Here is an 18,363-nt window from a genome sequence, read left to right on the forward strand (position 1 = left end):
CGTTCCAGCGTGTTTTTGGCTGGAATCCAACACCCAAGGGTGTGGATCCCGGCCAAAAGCATGCCGGGATGACGGGGTTCTGCTGTCAGTGCGTGGGTGTCGTGGTGGGCGGCACGGTCGTGGTCGTCGGCGGCACCGTGGTGGTGGTCGGCGCGACGGTCGTGGTGGTGACCGGCGGGGTGGTGGTCGTGACCGGCGGGGTCGTGGTGCCCGCGTCCGGCGTGACCGTCGTGGTCGGCGGCACCGTGGTGGTGGTCGGCGGCACGGTGGTGCTACCCGGGGTGGTGGTGGCCGGAGTCGTGGAACCGCTTGTGGGCGTGCTGGTTCCGGAGGCGCTGGCCCGGGCCGCCGCGAGCGCGTTCGGCGTCGTGGTCGGCGTCGGCGAGGAGGTCAGCGTGTGCGGGTCGAGCTGCTTGGCCTGTGCCTCCTTGGCCAGCTCGGTCAGCCAGGCCGCGGCGTAGTCCGCGGAACTGACCTGCTTGCCGTTGTCCGGGTTCTGGTCGTGCCAGTAGTCGAAGTGGTGGCCGGTGCCGTTGGGGCCCAGGGTCAGGTTGTACGGGTCGTTCAGGATCACCGGAATGGTGTTCTGGTTGGTGGTGATCAGCCCGATGACCTCGTTGAACACCTTCTGCGGCAGGTAGGCCAGCGGCGACATGTTCTGGGCGTCGATATTGCTCGCTTCGACCGGCGTCGGGTTGTCCTGATTCGGCTTGTAGTCCGGCGCCGACACCTTCAGCAGCACATCGAGGAAGGTCTCCTTGCTGGTCCACCAGCCCGGGTCGTGCGCGATGTCGGCGAAGGCGTTGCCCGCGATCTTGCCCAGCACCACGGCCACGTTCATGCCGCTCTCCGGGGTGAGGGTGTTGTCGTTCTGGATCTGGTCGACATTGATCTGGCGGCCGACGTTCACCGCGAGCTGCAGCAACGAGATGTTCTTCGGTGCGGCACAGGTGAGGTCGCCGTCGGAGCAGAAGGAGGCGATGCGGCCGTTGAGCGACCCGAAGTCACCGGCATGGTCCTGCAGCGCGCCCTGCCCGCCCGCGACGTCCTTGTTGGTCTGATAGCTCTGATCGAAATTGTCGGGGTGGCTGGGATCCTTGGCCCCGATGAACGGACCGTCGCCCGCCGAACGCCCCGAGTCGGCGAGGATCACGACACCGGCCACATTGCCCGGGTCGACGATCCCGTACTTGCCGTCGGCCCCGGTATTCTGGTGCCCGATCTCCTGCGCCACCCGGCGCGTGACGTCCGCTCCCTCGCTGTAGCCGACGATTGCGAACTTGGTGTTCGGGCAGGCCGCGGAGATATCCCGCATGACCTGCTCGGTATTGGCGACACCGGTGTTCACGGCGTCCTCGTAGGTGCTCAGGTTGGCCGGGTAGGAGACGTACACGGCCCAGTACGAATTGGAGTCGACCTGCCCGCTGGGCGCATTGACGATCGGGTCTTCCCAGTGGCTCTGGTAATCGTCGCTCAGCGCGGCGGGCAGTTCGTTGCCATTGGCGTCGACCAGCATCTTCGTGGTGCCGGCCTGCGGTGAGTCATTACGCCCGGCCACCGAGATGGTCACCATGTCGTGGCATTCGGTCACCGACGCCTTCAGCGCCGGATCGGCCTGCTTCGAATCCGGTGACGACGTGTACGCGAACGTCACCGCGACCACCGCGGCCAATCCCAGTGTGGCGGGTGCCGCCACCGCCGACACAATGCGATGTCGTTTCAAGAAGCCGCGAATATCCATGCCCGAATCCCCATTTCACCCCGACAGTGAACCGTCAAGCCCTGTCTGTAGTCGGGCCATCTACCACCGGAGACGTCGTTGCGGGTGACGCAGGCGTTACTTTCGCGAATGAGTCGCTATCGCAGCGTGACTCGAGTACGCCAGTGACGCAGGCCCCCGATGAGACCTGCGTCACATCGGTTTACGCCCCGATCGGCTTGCCGAAGAACGACGCCAGCGTCTCGCCGATGGTGTCGCCCAGGGTCTGCAGTTCACCCGGGGTGCCGAGCATGGAGGGCATGTCCGTGGTCGAGCAACCCGGTTGCGCCGCAACACCATCGAGTCGATCGAAGAGCCACATCAGGGCGGCGGGTCCGCCGGTGACCTCGGCCAGGATGTGCTCGCTGGCCCAGTCGCGGGTGTAGGTCAGCTGGGCGGCCGGGTTCTGACAATAGGTGTTGACGAGCTGGTCGGTCGAGGCGAGCGGCAGGATCTCGTCCCACCTCGAATGCCACATGAACACCGGCATATCCGGCAGGCTCTTGCCGAGCCGGGTGTCCTCGAGCATGGCCTGCACGGCCGGCTCCTGCAGCGGATCGGGGGAGTTGATCATCCCGGTGATGTTCAGGAACGGCAGCAGCGCGGACTGATACTGCACGCAGAACGGCGCTTTCACGGTGCGCAGCAGTTGGCCGAGCGGGTTGAGCTTCTGGTCCAGCAGCGCATTGAAGTCCGGGTACTCGCGGGCCAGGCCGAGCACTGCGCCGAGCACCAGGCCGGCGGTCGCCTGATTGTTGGCCATGAGCAGCGTCGCACCCAGGTCGGCCCCGGTGCCGCCGGAGGCCGCACCGACGATATTCAGTTCCGGCGCATAGGTTTTGCGCAGTTCGGCGGCGTGCATGGTGGGCATCGATCCGCCCGAATAGCCGTACATGGCCACCGGTGCGCCCGCCCCGACGCCGAGCGGTGCGAAGGAGGTGGCGGCGCGAATGCCGTCGAGGGTGATCCGCCCACCCAGCGGGCCCGCCGCATAGGCCGAATTCGGGCCCTGGTGATCGGGGATCACCACCGCGTCACCCTTCTGCAGCGCCGACTGCGCGAACAGGAATTCGGCGGGCGCGACGATCTGCCCGAGGAAGGTCGCGGCCGAGAACTGTTGCAGCGCATAGGAGGGACTGCAATAGCCGGCGGTCGAGTCCTCGGCGATCTGCACCGAGAGCAGCTTGCGCGGCGTGGGGGAGACCCCGCGCGGCTTGAGCAGCGTGGCGACCGCCGGGATGGCCTCGTCGCGACTGTTGTTGGAGCGGTAGGAGACCTGCCAGGCGTCCACGTTCAGCGGGATCAGCCCGAAGTTGGCGACGTTCACCTGCCGGGCCGCGATGATCTCGCCGGGTGCGGCGGCCGCCACCACGTCGGCGGGCGGGTTGTAGAAGCCGGGGTCGAGTTCCGGCGGCAGCGGCAGGATCTGCGCGGGCGCGATCGACGGCAGCGCCGGGGCCTGTGCCGGATCGGCCTGGGCCGGTCCCGCGGTCAAGCCCGCCACCACCAGCGCACTGATGGATATGGTCCCGAGCCGCAGCGTCCGGCCGCTCAGTCGTCTGGTCCTCATCGACCCACTTCCTCACCCTGATCCCACTTGTGAGACTACGTAGTCTCAATATTGCGCCCCACTATGTCACGGATGTGATCGGGCTCGCAATATCCATCACTGGCGGAAACGGTCAATACCAGCGGAAACGGCAACAACTCTTGCTTGGAGTGCACTCCAGCTGATTACTGTCGATGCATGAGCAAAGTCTGGTTCATCACCGGTGTCTCAAGGGGTTTCGGGCGCGAATGGGCGCTCGCCGCACTGGAACGCGGCGACCGCGTCGCGGGCACCGCACGCGATCTGAGCACCGTCGACGACATCGTCGCCAAGTACTCCGATACCTTCCTCCCGCTGCAGCTCGACGTCACCGACCGTGCCGCCGACTTCGCCGCCGTCGAGCAGGCCGCCGCCCACTTCGGCCGCCTCGACATCGTCATCAACAACGCGGGCTACGGCCAGTTCGGCGCGGTCGAGGAACTTTCCGAGCAGGAATTCCGAGATCAGTTGGAAACCAACGTCTTCGGCGCGATGTGGGTCACCCAGGCCGCCCTCCCCATCCTGCGCGCCCAGGGCAGTGGCCACATCCTGCAGGTCTCCAGCATCGGCGGCATCTCCGCCTTCCCGAACCTCGGCGCCTACCACGCCTCCAAGTGGGCCCTGGAGGGCTTCTCCCAGGCCCTCGCCCAGGAGGTCGCCCCCTTCGGCATCCACGTAACCCTCATCGAGCCGGGCGGTTTCGGCACCGACTGGGCGGGCCCCTCGGCCCGCCACGCCACCCCCAACCCCGCCTACGAACCCATCCGCGCCGCCCGCGAGGCCGCCCGCAACTCCTTCCGCCGCGGCGAGCCCACAGCCACCCGCACCGCCATCCTCACCGTGGTCGATGCGGATCAGCCGCCGCTGCGCCTGTTCCTCGGCGAACTCCCCCTCACCATCGCCACCGCCGACTACGAATCCCGCCTCGCCGCCTGGCGTGAATGGCAGCCCGTTTCCCTTGCCGCCCAGGGCAACTGATCGATCGAACCGCGACAAGGCGCGAACCTGCTAGGTCCGCGCCCGCGCGTTCATTTTGGCGATCACGCGGTGGCCGAGGTCGTGGAAGGGCTTTTCGAGCGCGTAGTAGGTCGCGGTGGCGATGAGTAGGGTGCCGCCGACCCAGGTGCACCAGGTGAGCCAGGTTGCGGGGATACCGGCGAACGACCTGGTCCACCTGGGCAGCCCGCTCAGCACCAGCAGGTGAACGAGGTAGAGCGAGTAGCTGATTCGGCCCAAGAAGAGCAGTGGGCGGGGGAAGGAGCGGCGGCGCAGCAGCAACGCGGCCCCGACGAAGACGTAGGCGCCGACCATGGCATCGACATCCTTGAACCACCCGATGAAGTATCCGGTGTTCGGATCGGTGTGTTCGTCGGCAATGGCGAACCATACCGCGGTAATCAGCACCGCGGCGAGACCGAAGACTCCCCACCCGATGCGGGTTGTGGTCTCGCCCTTGGTCATCCGGTAGAGCACCGTGCCCACGAACATGGTGGCGAAAATCGCGGCCGAATAGCTGGAGGGCCCAGGCTGATTGAGCACCAAGGGAACAGCGATCACGGCCAGCGCGACCGCGGTGAGCTGGGCCCGCCGGTTCGCCGCCCGAAACGCGAATATCGCCGCGACCAGCGTTGTCAGTATCGCGACCGCCAGCCGGGTGATCCCGTTCGCGTGCGGTCCGTTGAGCATTCCGGTCGGAATCAAGACTCCGATGGGAGCGATCGCGCCGATTGCGAGCACCGCGACGGGCACCGAACGGCGGTTGAGTCGGCCGAGGAACAGCAGCGACACGAACATGTAGAACACTAGCTCATAGGCGAGCGTCCAGGCGATGACGATCACCAAATCTTCCCGTGGGCTGGAGAACAGGAAGAGATGCACCATCGTCGCGTTGGTGGCCAGGTGCCAAACCGGTGCGCTCAGAAAGTTCGGTGACAGCGTGTATCGGCCTGCGGCAGACAGGATCATCGCCACGATCAGGCAGGCCCAGAACGGCGGCAGCAACCGGAAGAACCGCCCCACCCAGAAGGCGCCCAGCGACCGCCCGCGCTCCAACGATGCGGGGATGATGAAACCGCTGACGAGAAAGAACGCGAAGACCCCGAACTGCCCGAGTTCGAAGTACTCCGCGGAGATTCGTGCGAACCCCGGCCACAGCTCGATCGAGCAGTGCTGGATCACCACCGCCAACGCCGCGACACCCCGAAGTGCGTCCAGGAACTCGTACCGCCCACCGGGGCCCCGCGCCGTTTCGTCGCTCACCGCCGTCGAGTTCTCGGTAACGACGCTGTTCGTCACAGCGCAATACCCAGGCAGCGAACGGTTTTTCTCACACGACTACGACGACAACTCCCCACACCCATGGTCGGCGAGCTTGCCAGGCCGACCGGGCCCCCTACAATCTGCGGCCGCAGCATTGTGAGCTACGTCATCAGTCGATCCGTGACATGGAGCGGAGTCGGTCCATGACCTCCGCGTCCGGGTGGAATTCGACGCGGTAGCGGTCCGGGTAGATGCCCTCCTCCGGTTTCAGGTCGAGGGCATCGGTCAGCACCTCCCACGGGACCGGGAAGACCGTCTCGGTCTCGATGTTGGTCATGCTGACATTGTGGGCGCGCGGGAGCAGGGTGGGGACGCCGTCGGTCCAGGTTGCCAGGGTGGATTCGATGCCGTCCTTCCGCCGGAAGTGCACGATCTCGGCGGCGAATTCCTCGATCAGTCCCGCGTCCGAATCGGCGCGCAGGTTTTCGCACTGCCCGCCGTACGCGTGGGCGGTGAGGGTCGCCTCTGCGGACCGGATCTCCTTCCACGCCAGGTGATCTCGCGGAACCCGATACGGCACCAGGCGGCCCGCGTCGTCCACGGTGTACGGCACCGGCGAGACCTCCCGGACCGCGTTGTCGAACAGCTCGCGGGCGGTGTTCACCAGGTGCAGCACATGCCGTTCGGAGATCTCTGCACCGGCGAGCACGCCCACGTTCTGGGCGATGAACACGATCGGCCGCGCCCCGGCCTTCTTGCCGATCCCGGCCAGCCACCCGTCGACCAGCGGCAGCGCACCCGCGTACAGATTGCCGTCCGTGTCGGGGATGTGCAGCATCCCACCCTTGGCGCGGGCGTTGTAGCGGGCGACGGTATCGAGCGCGAGACCGGTGAGATTGGCTCGGGCAGTGGCGAATACGGTCTCCGCGTCGACACCCCACTCCGCGAGCAGGGACGGATGAACCCGCTGCATCGAGGTCGGATGATCCAGCACCAGGGTTTCCATCAGGCAGGGCAGCACCGGCCGCCACAGGATGTGGTCGGCGACCTGCATGCCCTCCATCCGGGTGCTGAGTTCCCCGGCCTGCCTGATGAGCGGCCGCAGCGTCGGCGCGGCCTCCTCCCACGCGCTCGGAGTCTCGAGCCCACCCAGCCCCGGACTCACATTGACGAAGTCGAACAGCATGCGATTGCCCTCGCGTGACGTCACCGACCGGGTCCGCTTGAAGACGGTCTGCAGGTTGATCACCCCCCGCTCCCCGCTCTTGGCCGTGTACCGGATCGAGAAGTCCGCGAGGTCGAACTCCGCCTCCGTCACCCCGTGCGCCCGCACCATGGCCAGCGCCTGCTCCCCGAACTGCTGTTTCGTGCGTTTCGAACCGAAAACCCCACCCAGAAAACTCATGCGCGGCAATCTAACCCAGCCCGGTGACACTCGCGCGCCGACGCTGCGACCAGGGCCTGCCCGCATCCGCACTGGCGGAACATACAAAGGCTTCGATAGTTATGCGAGAGCTTTTCGTAGCTATTAACAAGAGCGCGCTTATTGTGCGATAAACCGATTCATTCACTTCTCGCCCGAGACCTGGTCAGAGGTTCCCTCAAACTGTTCCGGACCACCCCACATCAGCTTGACCTATCGGTCCGGCGGCACGTAGCGTCGGTCACACCGATACGTGAGCTGCTTGGAAGGAGGCGTTGTCGGATGTCCATCTCCATCTCCGATCTCCGCCACCTGGCTCACCGGACCGCCTGGGTTCCGGGTCGTGTAGCTCACGGCTTCTGACCAGCCCGTTCCCGGCGTGCCCCGTTTGCGGCCCCGGCATCTCGCTCTGTGTCATCGATTGCGGCATGTCATTTGCCCGCTGTTTCGCGCTCCGGGTACTCGGGCTGCGCCACCGTAAATAGAAAGCTCCTGAAATGGCGACTAGGATTATCGAGAAGACCGCGCACCGAAATGAGGTCGTGCCATGGTAGACGCGCGGATTACGGTCAACGGGAAAGTCACCCCGATTTCCCCTGCGGCACCGCACACCACGGTCCTGGATTTCCTGCGGGACCGCGGTTTCACCGGGAGCAAGGAAGGCTGCGCCGAAGGCGAATGCGGCGCTTGTTCGATCATGGTGGCGCGCCCCGGTGTGGAGTCGCCCACCGACTGGATCGCCATCAACGCCTGCCTGGTGCCGGTCGCCTCGCTCGACGGCCAGGAGATCGTGACCGCTGAGGGCCTGGGCGAACTCGATGGTTCCGGCACCCCCACCGAACTGCACCCCGTGCAGAAGGAGATGGCGGTTCGCGGTGGCTCGCAGTGTGGTTACTGCACCCCCGGCTTCATCTGCTCGATGGCTTCGGAGTACTACCGGCCCACCCGTTGCGCCTCCGCGCACGCGGCCGAGGACACCGTCACCGAGGCCGAGTCGCACGATCACGAGCACGGCCCCAATGGTTTCGACCTGCACTCGCTGAGTGGAAACCTGTGCCGCTGCACCGGTTACCGCCCGATCCGCGATGCCGCGTACGCGCTCGGCGAGCCCGAGGCCGACGACAAGTTCGCGCTGCGCCGTGAGCAGGACGCGCCGGAGCCGGTTGCCACCGAGTACTCGCAGGACGGCCGCACCTTCCGCCGCCCGGAGACCCTGGCCGAGGCCGTGCAGTTGCTGCGCGAGCGTCCGGACGCGGTGCTGGTTGCCGGTTCCACGGACTGGGGCGTCGAGGTCAATATTCGTTCGCGCCGTGCGGATTACGCCATCGCGATCGATCGTCTCCCCGAATTGCGCGGCCTGACGGTTGAATCCGATCACATCGAGATCGGCGCGGCCATGCCGTTGACCGAGATCGAGCGTCGCCTGGACGGCAGCGTGCCGCTGCTGGCGCAGCTGTTCCCGCAGTTCGCGTCGCGGCTGATCCGTAACAACGCCACCTTCGGCGGCAACCTCGGTACCGGTTCCCCGATCGGTGACTCCCCGCCGGCGCTGCTCGCGCTGGGTGCGTCGGTGGTGCTGGCCTCCGCCGACGGTGAGCGCACGGTCGAGCTGGCCGATTACTTCACCGGCTACCGGCAGAGCGTGCGTCGTGCGGACGAGCTGATCAAGTCCGTGCGTATCCCGCTGCCGCTGGCGCCGGTGACCGCGTTCCACAAGATCGCCAAGCGGCGTTTCGACGACATCTCCAGTGTCGCGGTCGCTTTCGCGCTCGAGCTGGAGGACGGCATCGTGAGCCGGATCCGCATCGGTCTGGGCGGTGTGGCCGCCACCCCGATCCGGGCCCGCGACACCGAGGCCGCGCTGATCGGCAAGCCCTGGTCCACCGACACGGTCGAGGCCGCCGCCGCGATCCTGCAGGGTGAGGGCACCCCGATGAACGATCACCGGGCAAGCTCCGAGTACCGCGCCGCGATGCTCGGCCAGAGCCTGAAGAAGCTGTACGCGCAGACCACCGAGGCGGTGCTGTCATGAGCCATCTGTCCGAGCGTCCCGAAAAGCCGGTAGTCGGCGTACCGATGCCGCACGAGAGCGCGTCGCTGCACGTCACCGGCACCGCGCTCTACACCGACGACCTGGTGTACCGCACCAAGGACTGCCTGCACGCCTACCCGGTGCAGGTGTTCAAGGCGCACGGCGCGATCAAGTCGCTGAACACCGACGCCGCGTACGCGGTGCCCGGTGTGGTGCGGGTACTCACCATCGCCGATGTGCCGGGCGTCAATGACGCCGGCATGAAGCACGATGAGCCGCTGTTCCCCGAAGAGGTCATGTTCAACGGCCACGCGGTCGCGTGGGTGCTGGGCGACACCCTGGAGGCGGCCCGGCTCGGTGCCGCGGCCGTCGTGGTGGAACTCGAGGAACTGCCGTCGCTGATCACGGTGCGCGAGGCCATCGCCGCCGAGAGCTTCCACGGCGCGCGTCCGACCATGATTCGTGGCGATATCGACGAGGGTTTCGCCAACTCGGTGCATGTGTTCGAGGGCGAGTTCGAGTTCAAGGGCCAGGAGCACTTCTACCTCGAAACCCATTGCGCCCTGGCGCAGGTCGACGAGGCCGGGCAGATCTTCATCCAGTCCAGCACGCAGCACCCGTCCGAGACGCAGGAGATCGTCGCGCACGTGCTCGGGCTGCACAGCCACGAGGTCACCGTGCAGTGCCTGCGCATGGGCGGCGGCTTCGGCGGCAAGGAGATGCAGCCGCACGGTTTCGCGGCCATCGCGGCGCTGGGCGCCAAGCTCACCGGTCGCCCGGTTCGCCTGCGGCTCAACCGGACCCAGGACCTGACCATGTCGGGCAAGCGGCACGGCTTCCACTCCTCGTGGAAGATCGGCTTCGACGCCGAGGGCCGCATCCAGGCCCTGGACGCGACGCTGACCGCCGACGGCGGCTGGAGCCTCGACCTGTCGGAGCCGGTGCTCGCTCGCGCGCTGTGCCACATCGACAACACCTACTGGATCCCGAACGCGCACGTCGCGGGCCGGATCGCGAAGTGCAATACGGTCTCCAACACCGCTTTCCGCGGTTTCGGCGGCCCGCAGGGCATGATCGTGATCGAGGACATCATGGGCCGTTGCGCGCCCCTGCTGGGCCTGGATCCGGCGGAGCTGCGGGAGCGTAACTTCTACGCGCCCAACCAGACCACGCCCTACGGCCAGCCGGTCGGGCAGACCGATCGCATCGGCAAGATCTGGCACGAGACCCAGGACAACGCGAACTGGGCCGAGCGTCAGCGCGATATCGCCGCGTTCAACGCCTCGCACCCGAACACCAAGCGCGCCTTGGCGATCACCAACATCAAGTTCGGTATCTCGTTCAACCTCACCGCCTTCAACCAGGGCGGGTCGCTGGTGCTGATCTACAAGGACGGTTCCGTCCTGATCAACCACGGCGGCACCGAGATGGGCCAGGGCCTGCACACCAAGATGATGCAGGTCGCCGCGACCACGCTGGGCATCCCGCTGCACAAGGTGCGGCTGGCTCCCACGCGAACCGACAAGGTGCCCAACACCTCCGCGACCGCAGCCTCCTCGGGCGCGGACCTCAACGGTGGCGCGATCAAGAACGCGTGCGAGCAGCTGCGCGGTCGACTGGTTCAGGTCGCCGCGACGCAGATGGGCGGCAACGCCTCCGACATCCGCATCATCGACGGTGTCGCGACCCTGCTGGGCAGCGACAAGACCCTCGACTGGGATGCGCTGGTGCACACCGCGTACTTCCAGCGGGTGCAGCTGTCGGCGTCGGGCTTCTACCGCACCGAGGGCCTGCACTGGGACGCCAAGATCTTCCAGGGCTCGCCGTTCAAGTACTTCGCCTACGGCGCGGCCGCGACCGAGGTCGAGGTCGACGGGTTCACCGGCGGCTACAAGATCCGCCGCGTCGACATCGTGCACGATGTGGGCGACAGCCTTTCGCCGCTGATCGACATCGGTCAGGTCGAGGGCGGCTTCGTGCAGGGCGCGGGCTGGCTGACCCTGGAGGACCTGCGCTGGGACACCAGCGACGGCCCCAACCGCGGTCGCTTCCTGACCCAGGCCGCGAGCACCTACAAGCTGCCGTCCTTCTCGGAGATGCCCGAGGAGTTCCATGTGACGCTGCTCGAGGACGCCACCGAAGAGGGCGCGGTCTACGGCTCCAAGGCCGTCGGCGAGCCGCCGCTCATGCTGGCCTTCGCGGTCCGTGAGGCGCTGCGGCAGGCCGCCGCCGCGTTCGGGCCGGAGGGCACCAGTGTCGATCTGGCGTCGCCCGCGACGCCGGAGGCGATGTTCTGGGCCATCCAGGGTGCGCGCCGGGGTGACGTGGCCGCCAAGGCGCTCACCAACGGGCACGCCGCCAACGGCCACGCCGTGAACGGCAACGGCCACAACGGCAATGGCAGCAACGGTCACACCAATGGCAACGGCAGCAACGGCAACGGTGTCGCCGTCGGTACCACCGCGTTGAGCGGAGTCTGACATGACCTGGGTGGCCGCGGTCGAACGGTTACGAGCCCGCCGGGAACCCGGCGTGCTGGTGACCGTCGCGACCGTGCGCGGTCACGCGCCCCGCAAGCCGGGCGCGAAACTGGTTGTCGGACAGACGGAGTCCTGGGGTTCGATCGGCGGCGGCAATATCGAGGCCGTCGCCATCGACCGGGCGCGCGAGCTGATCGCGGCGTCCGATCCGGAAACGGAGATCATGGACTTCGCCCTCAACGACAAGGTCACCAACCGGCACGGCGTGCAGTGCTGCGGCGGCGCGGTCAGCATTCTGCTGGAGCCGCTGCCGGTGGTGCCCGCGGTGGCATTGTTCGGGGTCGGGCACGTGGGCTACGAGCTGGCCCGCATCCTGGCCCGCCAGGACCTCGATCTGCATTTGATCGACACCCGGCCGGAACAGCTTGCCGAAGAACGCCTTACGGTCCTCGAGGACAGCGTGGCGCAGGTGCATGTGCATCGCCCGCTCATGCTGCCCGAGGAGATCATCGGGGAGTTGCCGCCCGGCACCCACGTGCTGATCATGACCCATGATCACGCCGAGGACGCCGCGCTGTGCGATACCGCTTTGCGCACACCGGAACTCGGCTCGGTCGGGCTGATCGGGTCGGCCGCCAAATGGGCGCGGTTCCAGAAGAAGCTGGCCACCGAGGGCGGTTTCGACGCCGCCACCATCGCGCGGATCAAGACCCCGATCGGACTGACCGAGATCACCGGCAAGGAACCCGCGATCATCGCGGTGAGCGTGGCGGCGGATCTGATCATGACGTTCGAGGCCGAACGGCACGCGAAAAACAGTGTGGCCCCGGTCCATTCGATCGCGGACAGCGCATAAGACATACAGAAAGGCCCCGGTTCTCGTGGAGAACCGGGGCCTTTCGCTGCAGCGGGTTCAGCGTAGATGCGCGGTGTCGTTGAGCGAGCGCACCGACGCGGTCCCGTCTTCGTAGTACGCCACCTCGGACAGGGAGGCAGCCGCCATCTCCATCCGGAACAGCGATGCGGGCGGCGCTCCCAATGCCAGGCGGACCAGCGTCCGCAGTGGCGCGACATGGGAGACCACCAGCACCGTCTGGCCGGGGAATCGGGCGAGGATCTTGTCCCGCGACCACTCGACGCGGCCGGTCACCGACTCCAATGATTCGCCCGTGCCGCCCGGCACGGCCGTTGGTGAGGCCAGCCACGCCGCCATTTCGTCCGGGTAGCGCTCCCGGACCTCGGCGAAGGTAAGTCCTTCCCACGCACCGAAATCCGCCTCGCGCAGCCCCGATGCGAGTCGGACGTCGAGGCCCAGTTTCCCGGCCGTCGCCGCGGCGGTCTCCTGGCATCGGCGCAGCGGTGAGGACACCACCGCGTGCACCGGGCCGAACTCCGCCAGCCGGCCGGCGACGGCATCGGCCTGCCGCCGCCCGTTCTCCGACAGCATCGGATCGTCGCCGCCGCTGCCGGAGAATCGCCCCTCCGGCGTCAGCGCCGTCTCACCGTGGCGCAGCAGTATCAGTGTGGTGGGTTCGCCCGGTGCGAAAGTCATGCGGACACTTCGGCTTTCGTGACGAGATGGTTGCCCAGCACCAGATAGTCGATCTCGGTGCCGAGGAAACAGTTCAGCGCATCGGCCGGGGTGCAGACGATCGGCTCACCGGCCACATTGAACGAGGTGTTGATCAGGCACGGCACATCGGTCAAGGCGGTGAACCGGCGCAGCAGCGCCGCCAGCCGCGGAGTGTCGCGATCGGTGAGGGTCTGCACCCGCGAGGTGCCGTCCACATGGGTCGCGCCGGGAATCGCGTCCCGGAACTCCGGCCGCACCGGGAACACGAAAGTCATGTACGGGGAACGGGTTTTGCGGCCCATCTCGAACACCTTCGGCGCATCCGCCTCGAGCACCAGCGGCGCGAACGGCCGGAACGGCTCGCGATGCTTGACCCGGGTATTGATGATGTCCTTGATATCGGTGAAGCTCGGATTGGCCAGGATGCTGCGATGTCCCAGTGCCCGCGGGCCGTGCTCGATGCGCCCCTCGTACCAGCCGATCACCACCTTCTCGGTGAGCAGTTTCGAGACCTGGTCGATGATTTCGTCATCGCTGAGCCAAGTCCAGCCCACCCGATCGTCGACATCCCGCAGTGCCGCCTCGATGGCGAGGTCGTCGTATTCCGGTCCCAGGTAAGGGGTTACGTGCCGCGACGACCTGTCCACCCCATCGTTGGCGGGATGGTTCAGCCACGCGTGTGCGGCCGCGCCGATGGTGATGCCGGTGTCGCTGGCACCGAAACTCACCTCCATCTCGTCGAACCGCGAACCCTCGAACAGCGGAGTGTTGTTGAGGCAGTTCAACGCGACGCCACCCTCGAACAACAGGTGATCCAGGTCCGACTTGGATTCCAGCGCCCGCAGTTGATGATTGGTGACAACGCCCAGCATCTCCTGGGCTGCCGCCGCCACCCGTGCTTGGTATTCGAGAGTGTCCTCGAAGGGGCCGAAGTACTGCTCGAACAGCGGGTCGAGTCCGCGCGGATTCTCGGCCGCGAGAGGAACGCGGAAGCTGTAGCGACCGTCGTCGTGCAGTTCGATCAGGTCCTCGACGAATGGATTCGGCACCGGCGGCTGCGCGTAGCCGGACAGGCCCATCACCTTGTATTCGTCATTGTTGGGCACGAATCCGAGGAAGCGGGTGATGGCGGCGAACAGCAGGCCGATCGAGTGTTCCGCGCCGATGGTGGATTCGTCGAAGATCCGCACGCGACCGCCGCGAATCTCGCCGAGCACCGCCGAATACCGTTCCGCCCGACCGTCACTGACCAGGAACGCGCTGTCCTTCATGCCCGCCAGGTAGTACCCGGTCATGGCGTGTGCGACGTGATGCGGAACGAACACCACCTTGGCCGGATCGGGTGTGCAGCCGGTGCGCGCGGCGAAGTCGGCGAGAATCGCTTCGGGACTGACGATTTCGGTCAGGATCTCGACCCCGGTCAAGGCATCGCCGGACCAATTCCACGGAATGGCAAGGACATCCACGTCGGCGAAGTCGATCCCGGCCTGATCCAGGCACCACCGCACCGCATTGACCGGGAAGTCGGTGGTCTTCTTCTCCCGGTTGAGCCGCTCCTCCTCCACGGCCGCGACGATCTCGCCGTCGATCAGCAGGGTGGCGGCCGCGTCGTGGCCCATCAGGTAGTGCTTGTCGATGCCGACCGCGCCGAAATTGGCGGCGAAGAACTCAGAGACTCGGCTGAAACCGTTGCACGCCAAGACGATCATCGTAATTTCCTTCCTTGCCGAGAACGAGATCGCGGATGACTTCCCCGGCCGCCGGGGCCTGGCACAGCCCCTGACCGGAGAATCCCGCCGCGTACAGGAAGGGGCGGGCGGGATCGCGGCCGATGACGGCCATGCCGTCCGGGCTCACATCGAGATCCCCGCTCCACCCGTGCTCGACGCGCTGCCCCGCGAACGCCGGGTAGGTGGAGCCGAGCTGCTGCGACACCCGCTGCCGCCAATCCTGCTGGGACTCATCGGGACCCGGGCGGCCCATGCCGACCAGGATGAGGTCGCCCCAGGAGCGAATGCGCAGGCTCGACGGATGCAGGGTCATGGGCAGGGCGTGCGGTGCGCTCGCGGGCGCGTCGGTCAGCAGCAGGTCGACCGGATAGGTGGTGACCGGCAGTTCCACCCCGGCCAGGGCGGCCACGGTGTCGGCCCACGGCCCGGCCGCGCACACGATGGTGTCGGCGAGGATGCTGCCCGTGGGCGTGTGCACCCGCCCGTCCGGATCGATGGCGGTGACCGGGGTGTGCGTGCGCAGCACCGCCCCGGCCCGCTCGGCCGCGGTGGCATAGGCGCGCACGATCGCGGCCGGATCGCAGGCGTAGGCGTCGGGCGACCAGGCGGCCCCGACGATCGTGGTTTCATCCAGCAGCGGATTGCGCAACGCCGCCTCGGCCGCGGTCACCAGTTCGACCTCGACGCCCGCCTCGCGCTGGGCCTCCAGCTCCTGCTGGAAATCCTCCACCTGCTGCTGTTCGGTGAAGAGCACCAGGAACCCGACCCGTTGCAGCAGCAGATCGGTGCCGCTGCGCTCGGCCAGCTCGTGATACGCGGCCAGACTGCGCACCGCGAGCGAACTGGTCAGGGCACTGCCGGGGAAGTAGGTACGGATGACACCCGCGGTGTTCCCCGAAGCGCCCGAACCGAGATCGCCGCGCTCGAGCAGGACGGTGCCGACCCCGGCCTCGGCCAGCTGACACGCGATCGACGTGCCGATGACGCCACCGCCGATGACCAGGACCTCGGTGCGTTCGACTACCTCGCCGCTCACGACTGCGAACCCACTTCCGCCGGGCGGTGCTGCCGCAGGTGGTCACCGCTGTCCCACGGGTACAGGTGCAGATTCCACGCGCCGAGCGTGTTGACGTAGAGCGCCAGCTGGCTCACCACGGCCAGGAAGTCGTCGCGGTCGAGCTGATCCAGGCAGGCCAGGAACCGCTGGGTGAAGGCCCACAGCGGTTCCAGACCGCAGTAGCCCAGGAACTCGGCGGGCACGCCGACCAGCAGCCGGGTCATGTGCCGCAGCGAATCCATCGGCATGTCCTGCACGGCCGCGCGGACCAGGCCGCCGTAGGAGGCGTAGCCCAGCGGCCGGGTCTCGCCGTTGACGAACAGCAGAGTCGGCAGCACCGTCTCGAAACTGCCTGCCCCCGAAGGAATCACGCCCCGGTGCAGCTCGGCCAGCTCGACCGGCTCGGTCAGCCAGATGCGCTCGGTCTCGGCGTGCACATCGTGGATGAGCCGGTTGGCGTCCGCGTCGGCGGCGGTCAGATGCGGAATGCGATGGCCGCTCTCGCTGCCCGCCTTGCGGACCTCGACCAGGATCGGCTGCTTGGTGGAATACACCGAATCCCACACCGCCCGACCGGCTTCCAGCAGCGCCGGAATGTCCTGCTCCCGAATCCGGCCCACCGGCGCGGCGGGCATCGGCTCGGTCAACGTGCCGTACTTGATGCCCAAATGCTGGAGCGCGGAAAGGAATACCGTCCCGTCGGGCGCGTCCCGGCGGTCCGGGATCTTGGTCTCCGCGGGCACGTGCAGCAGCGAGGGGATCGGCGCGACGTGGTAAAGGTGCTCGCCCGCGACCAGGGCGTGGCCTTGCAGGCTGCGGTAGGGGAGCGCCTCCCACAACGCGTCGGCGAGTTCTTCGTTGCGACCGTCGAGCTCGGCGGTCACGGTGATGCCGATTTCGGGCCAGACGATCTCGATATGTCGTCCGGTCGATGACTCTGACAAGGGATTCTCCTTATAAGGCGAGGTCGGCGCTACTGCTGTGCGAAGTAGTCGCGCACCGCGTCGACCTGCTTGGCCATCATGTCGATGATGGTTTCGACGACCTCGGTCTCGGCGTCCTCGGCGATGGTGAGCTCGCGGGTCCAATCGAAGAAGCTGCGATTGGGGTCATTGGTGATGGACCGGACGCGAATCGTCGCCACATAGCGCTCCACGCCCATGGTCGGTTCGATCGAGCGGTAGGTCTGCAGCCGCTTCAACTCGTCGCGCCCGGCGATCTCCTGCTGCACCAGCCCGTCGCTGAACACCAGCGTGAAGTTGTAGAGCGCCGGAACCCGCTCCGGCCCGGCGTCGCCGACCCAGTGCACGTCCTTGGCGGAAGGACCGGAGACAATCGACACCAACTTCAGGGCGTCCCGCACGACCGCCCAGACAGCCGCCGGATCAGCGTCGATGACGCTCGAGTGATACATCGTGTGCTTGCGTTGAACAGCCACGTAAAATCCTTGTCCGGCAAGGTAATTGCCTCGAGATTGCAAACTTCGTCATGAAGTACACAGGCGGCCGAGGCGGAACTGCCAGGGATGGAAGCCACGAACAGTGGCCCGGGTCACAGCGGGTATTTCGTAGAGTCACACCAACGCAATTCTTGCGAAAAGCGTTGTGCCGCAACGTGAATGATTATCAAGACGGTATTTTCAGGGTCGCGCCGCACGGAAATTCCGGAAATTGCCGATCCGTACCAGAATTGCAACCCTCTGACCAGGGCAAAAGCACCCGTTTCGTCCTTCTCTACGAAAGAGGGGTCCTAGGTAAGGACCCTTTTCATGGATTCCGCCCTAGCTGATAGGCCCCGCCGCGCTGTGTACTCCTAATCACACAGTTGCAGCAACGTAAGGGATCAGTGCCGTGGACTTCTTCCCCGGAGTCCCTGCCCTATCCATAGAGGAGTGACCATGACCGCGACCGAAGTGACGCTGCAGGAGCTCGAGCGCGCCTGGCTCGACGAGGCGATCAAGCTGGCCACCACGAGTGTTCACAAGGGCGGCGGCCCGTTCGGTGCCCTGATCGCCAAGGGCAGCGAGATCGTCGCGGTCGGCCACAACCAGGTCACCGCCACCCTCGACCCCACCGCGCACGGCGAGGTCAGCGCGATGCGCGCCGCCTGTAAGGAACTGGGCACCTTCTCCCTGCAGGGCTGCGTGCTCGTCACCTCGTGCGAGCCGTGCCCGATGTGCCTGTCCTCGGCCCTGTGGGCGCGAGTAGACCGGATCATCTTCGCCGCCGACCGGCACGATGCCGCCGTCGCCGGCTTCGACGATCGCAAGTTCTACGAGCTGTTCGAGACCAAGCCCGCGGGCGAGGACTGGCCGACCACCATCGAGCGCCTCGAGCTGCCGAACGCCAACGCCCCCTTCGAGGCGTGGCTGGCCAAGACCGACCGGATCGACTACTAACTCGATACGCGCAGCTCAGCGGCGGTACGACCTTCGGGTCGTGCCGCCGTTTGCGGTATCAGGG

Annotated in this window: 14 protein-coding genes; 5 read left to right on the forward strand and 9 right to left on the reverse strand. The window is 66.7% G+C overall.

Features of this window, described 5'->3' with window-relative positions:
- Positions 1-85 precede the first annotated feature (85 nt).
- Positions 86-1,741 carry a cutinase family protein gene (locus ACYVN4_RS40035; RefSeq protein WP_460728596.1) on the reverse strand — a complete coding sequence of 552 codons (1,656 nt, stop codon included), beginning with the start codon at positions 1,739-1,741 and terminating at the stop codon, positions 86-88.
- 181 nt (positions 1,742-1,922) lie between these two features.
- Positions 1,923-3,329, reverse strand: a complete 1,407-nt coding sequence (locus tag ACYVN4_RS40040) for a lipase family protein (RefSeq protein ID WP_460728598.1) — start codon at positions 3,327-3,329, stop codon at positions 1,923-1,925.
- Positions 3,330-3,506: 177 nt separating this feature from the next.
- Here ACYVN4_RS40040 and ACYVN4_RS40045 point away from each other — a divergent pair, with 177 nt between their 5' ends.
- On the forward strand, positions 3,507-4,325 hold the full coding sequence (locus ACYVN4_RS40045; protein WP_460728600.1) for an SDR family oxidoreductase: 819 nt from the start codon (positions 3,507-3,509) through the stop codon (positions 4,323-4,325).
- A gap of 30 nt (positions 4,326-4,355) precedes the next feature.
- Here the strand turns inward: ACYVN4_RS40045 and ACYVN4_RS40050 are convergent, their stop codons facing one another.
- Positions 4,356-5,642, reverse strand: a complete 1,287-nt coding sequence (locus tag ACYVN4_RS40050) for an acyltransferase family protein (RefSeq protein WP_460728602.1) — start codon at positions 5,640-5,642, stop codon at positions 4,356-4,358.
- 133 nt (positions 5,643-5,775) lie between these two features.
- Positions 5,776-7,011 carry a DUF1444 domain-containing protein gene (locus tag ACYVN4_RS40055; RefSeq protein ID WP_460728603.1) on the reverse strand — a complete coding sequence of 412 codons (1,236 nt, stop codon included), beginning with the start codon at positions 7,009-7,011 and terminating at the stop codon, positions 5,776-5,778.
- 565 nt (positions 7,012-7,576) lie between these two features.
- Here ACYVN4_RS40055 and ACYVN4_RS40060 point away from each other — a divergent pair.
- Genes ACYVN4_RS40060 through xdhC form a run of 3 tightly spaced genes read left to right on the forward strand, consistent with a single transcriptional unit; the run spans position 7,577 to position 12,397 of the window.
- Positions 7,577-9,061: a xanthine dehydrogenase small subunit gene (locus ACYVN4_RS40060; protein ID WP_460728605.1), complete on the forward strand. Its 1,485-nt coding sequence runs from the start codon at positions 7,577-7,579 to the stop codon at positions 9,059-9,061.
- Positions 9,058-11,541, forward strand: coding sequence for a xanthine dehydrogenase molybdopterin binding subunit (gene xdhB, locus ACYVN4_RS40065; RefSeq protein WP_460728607.1), 2,484 nt, complete (start codon positions 9,058-9,060; stop codon positions 11,539-11,541). Before ACYVN4_RS40060 ends, xdhB begins: the two co-directional genes overlap by 4 nt.
- A 1-nt stretch (position 11,542) precedes the next feature.
- On the forward strand, positions 11,543-12,397 hold the full coding sequence (gene xdhC / locus ACYVN4_RS40070) for a xanthine dehydrogenase accessory protein XdhC (protein WP_460728609.1): 855 nt from the start codon (positions 11,543-11,545) through the stop codon (positions 12,395-12,397).
- Between the two features lie 57 nt (positions 12,398-12,454).
- On the opposite strand, the gene ACYVN4_RS40075 is transcribed toward xdhC, so the two are convergent.
- The 5 genes from ACYVN4_RS40075 to ACYVN4_RS40095 are packed head-to-tail and all read right to left on the reverse strand — an operon-like array spanning position 12,455 to position 17,339.
- Positions 12,455-13,093, reverse strand: a complete 639-nt coding sequence (locus tag ACYVN4_RS40075) for a histidine phosphatase family protein (RefSeq protein WP_460728611.1) — start codon at positions 13,091-13,093, stop codon at positions 12,455-12,457.
- Positions 13,090-14,823: a carbamoyltransferase family protein gene (locus tag ACYVN4_RS40080; RefSeq protein WP_460728613.1), complete on the reverse strand. Its 1,734-nt coding sequence runs from the start codon at positions 14,821-14,823 to the stop codon at positions 13,090-13,092. The genes ACYVN4_RS40075 and ACYVN4_RS40080 overlap by 4 nt, the downstream gene beginning before the upstream one ends.
- A complete protein-coding gene (locus ACYVN4_RS40085; RefSeq protein WP_460728615.1) occupies positions 14,783-15,880 on the reverse strand; it encodes an NAD(P)/FAD-dependent oxidoreductase in 1,098 nt (365 codons plus the stop codon). The genes ACYVN4_RS40080 and ACYVN4_RS40085 overlap by 41 nt, the downstream gene beginning before the upstream one ends.
- The gene (locus ACYVN4_RS40090; RefSeq protein WP_460728617.1) at positions 15,877-16,845 is read right to left on the reverse strand and encodes a cucumopine synthase-related protein; all 969 of its coding nucleotides are present in this window, start codon (positions 16,843-16,845) and stop codon (positions 15,877-15,879) included. The genes ACYVN4_RS40085 and ACYVN4_RS40090 overlap by 4 nt, the downstream gene beginning before the upstream one ends.
- 29 nt (positions 16,846-16,874) lie before the next feature.
- A complete protein-coding gene (locus ACYVN4_RS40095) occupies positions 16,875-17,339 on the reverse strand; it encodes an SRPBCC family protein (RefSeq protein ID WP_460728619.1) in 465 nt (154 codons plus the stop codon).
- A 459-nt stretch (positions 17,340-17,798) separates the two neighbouring features.
- Between ACYVN4_RS40095 and ACYVN4_RS40100 the strand changes: the two genes are divergently transcribed.
- Positions 17,799-18,299, forward strand: coding sequence for a nucleoside deaminase (locus ACYVN4_RS40100; protein ID WP_379359856.1), 501 nt, complete (start codon positions 17,799-17,801; stop codon positions 18,297-18,299).
- The last annotated feature ends 64 nt before the right edge of the window (positions 18,300-18,363 follow it).

This window comes from Nocardia heshunensis (assembly GCF_054782115.1).

Excerpts from the sequence above, each read along its gene's own strand:
- ACYVN4_RS40055 (WP_460728603.1), bottom strand. The coding sequence starts at position 7,011 with ATGAGTTTTCTGGGTGGGGTTTTCGGTTCGAAACGCACGAAACAGCAG.
- xdhC (WP_460728609.1), top strand. The coding sequence starts at position 11,543 with ATGACCTGGGTGGCCGCGGTCGAACGGTTACGAGCCCGCCGGGAACCC.
- ACYVN4_RS40060 (WP_460728605.1), top strand. The coding sequence starts at position 7,577 with ATGGTAGACGCGCGGATTACGGTCAACGGGAAAGTCACCCCGATTTCC.
- ACYVN4_RS40100 (WP_379359856.1), top strand. The coding sequence starts at position 17,799 with ATGACCGCGACCGAAGTGACGCTGCAGGAGCTCGAGCGCGCCTGGCTC.
- ACYVN4_RS40080 (WP_460728613.1), bottom strand. The coding sequence starts at position 14,823 with ATGATCGTCTTGGCGTGCAACGGTTTCAGCCGAGTCTCTGAGTTCTTC.
- ACYVN4_RS40075 (WP_460728611.1), bottom strand. The coding sequence starts at position 13,093 with ATGACTTTCGCACCGGGCGAACCCACCACACTGATACTGCTGCGCCAC.
- ACYVN4_RS40040 (WP_460728598.1), bottom strand. The coding sequence starts at position 3,329 with ATGAGGACCAGACGACTGAGCGGCCGGACGCTGCGGCTCGGGACCATA.
- ACYVN4_RS40045 (WP_460728600.1), top strand. The coding sequence starts at position 3,507 with ATGAGCAAAGTCTGGTTCATCACCGGTGTCTCAAGGGGTTTCGGGCGC.
- ACYVN4_RS40035 (WP_460728596.1), bottom strand. The coding sequence starts at position 1,741 with ATGGATATTCGCGGCTTCTTGAAACGACATCGCATTGTGTCGGCGGTG.
- xdhB (WP_460728607.1), top strand. The coding sequence starts at position 9,058 with ATGAGCCATCTGTCCGAGCGTCCCGAAAAGCCGGTAGTCGGCGTACCG.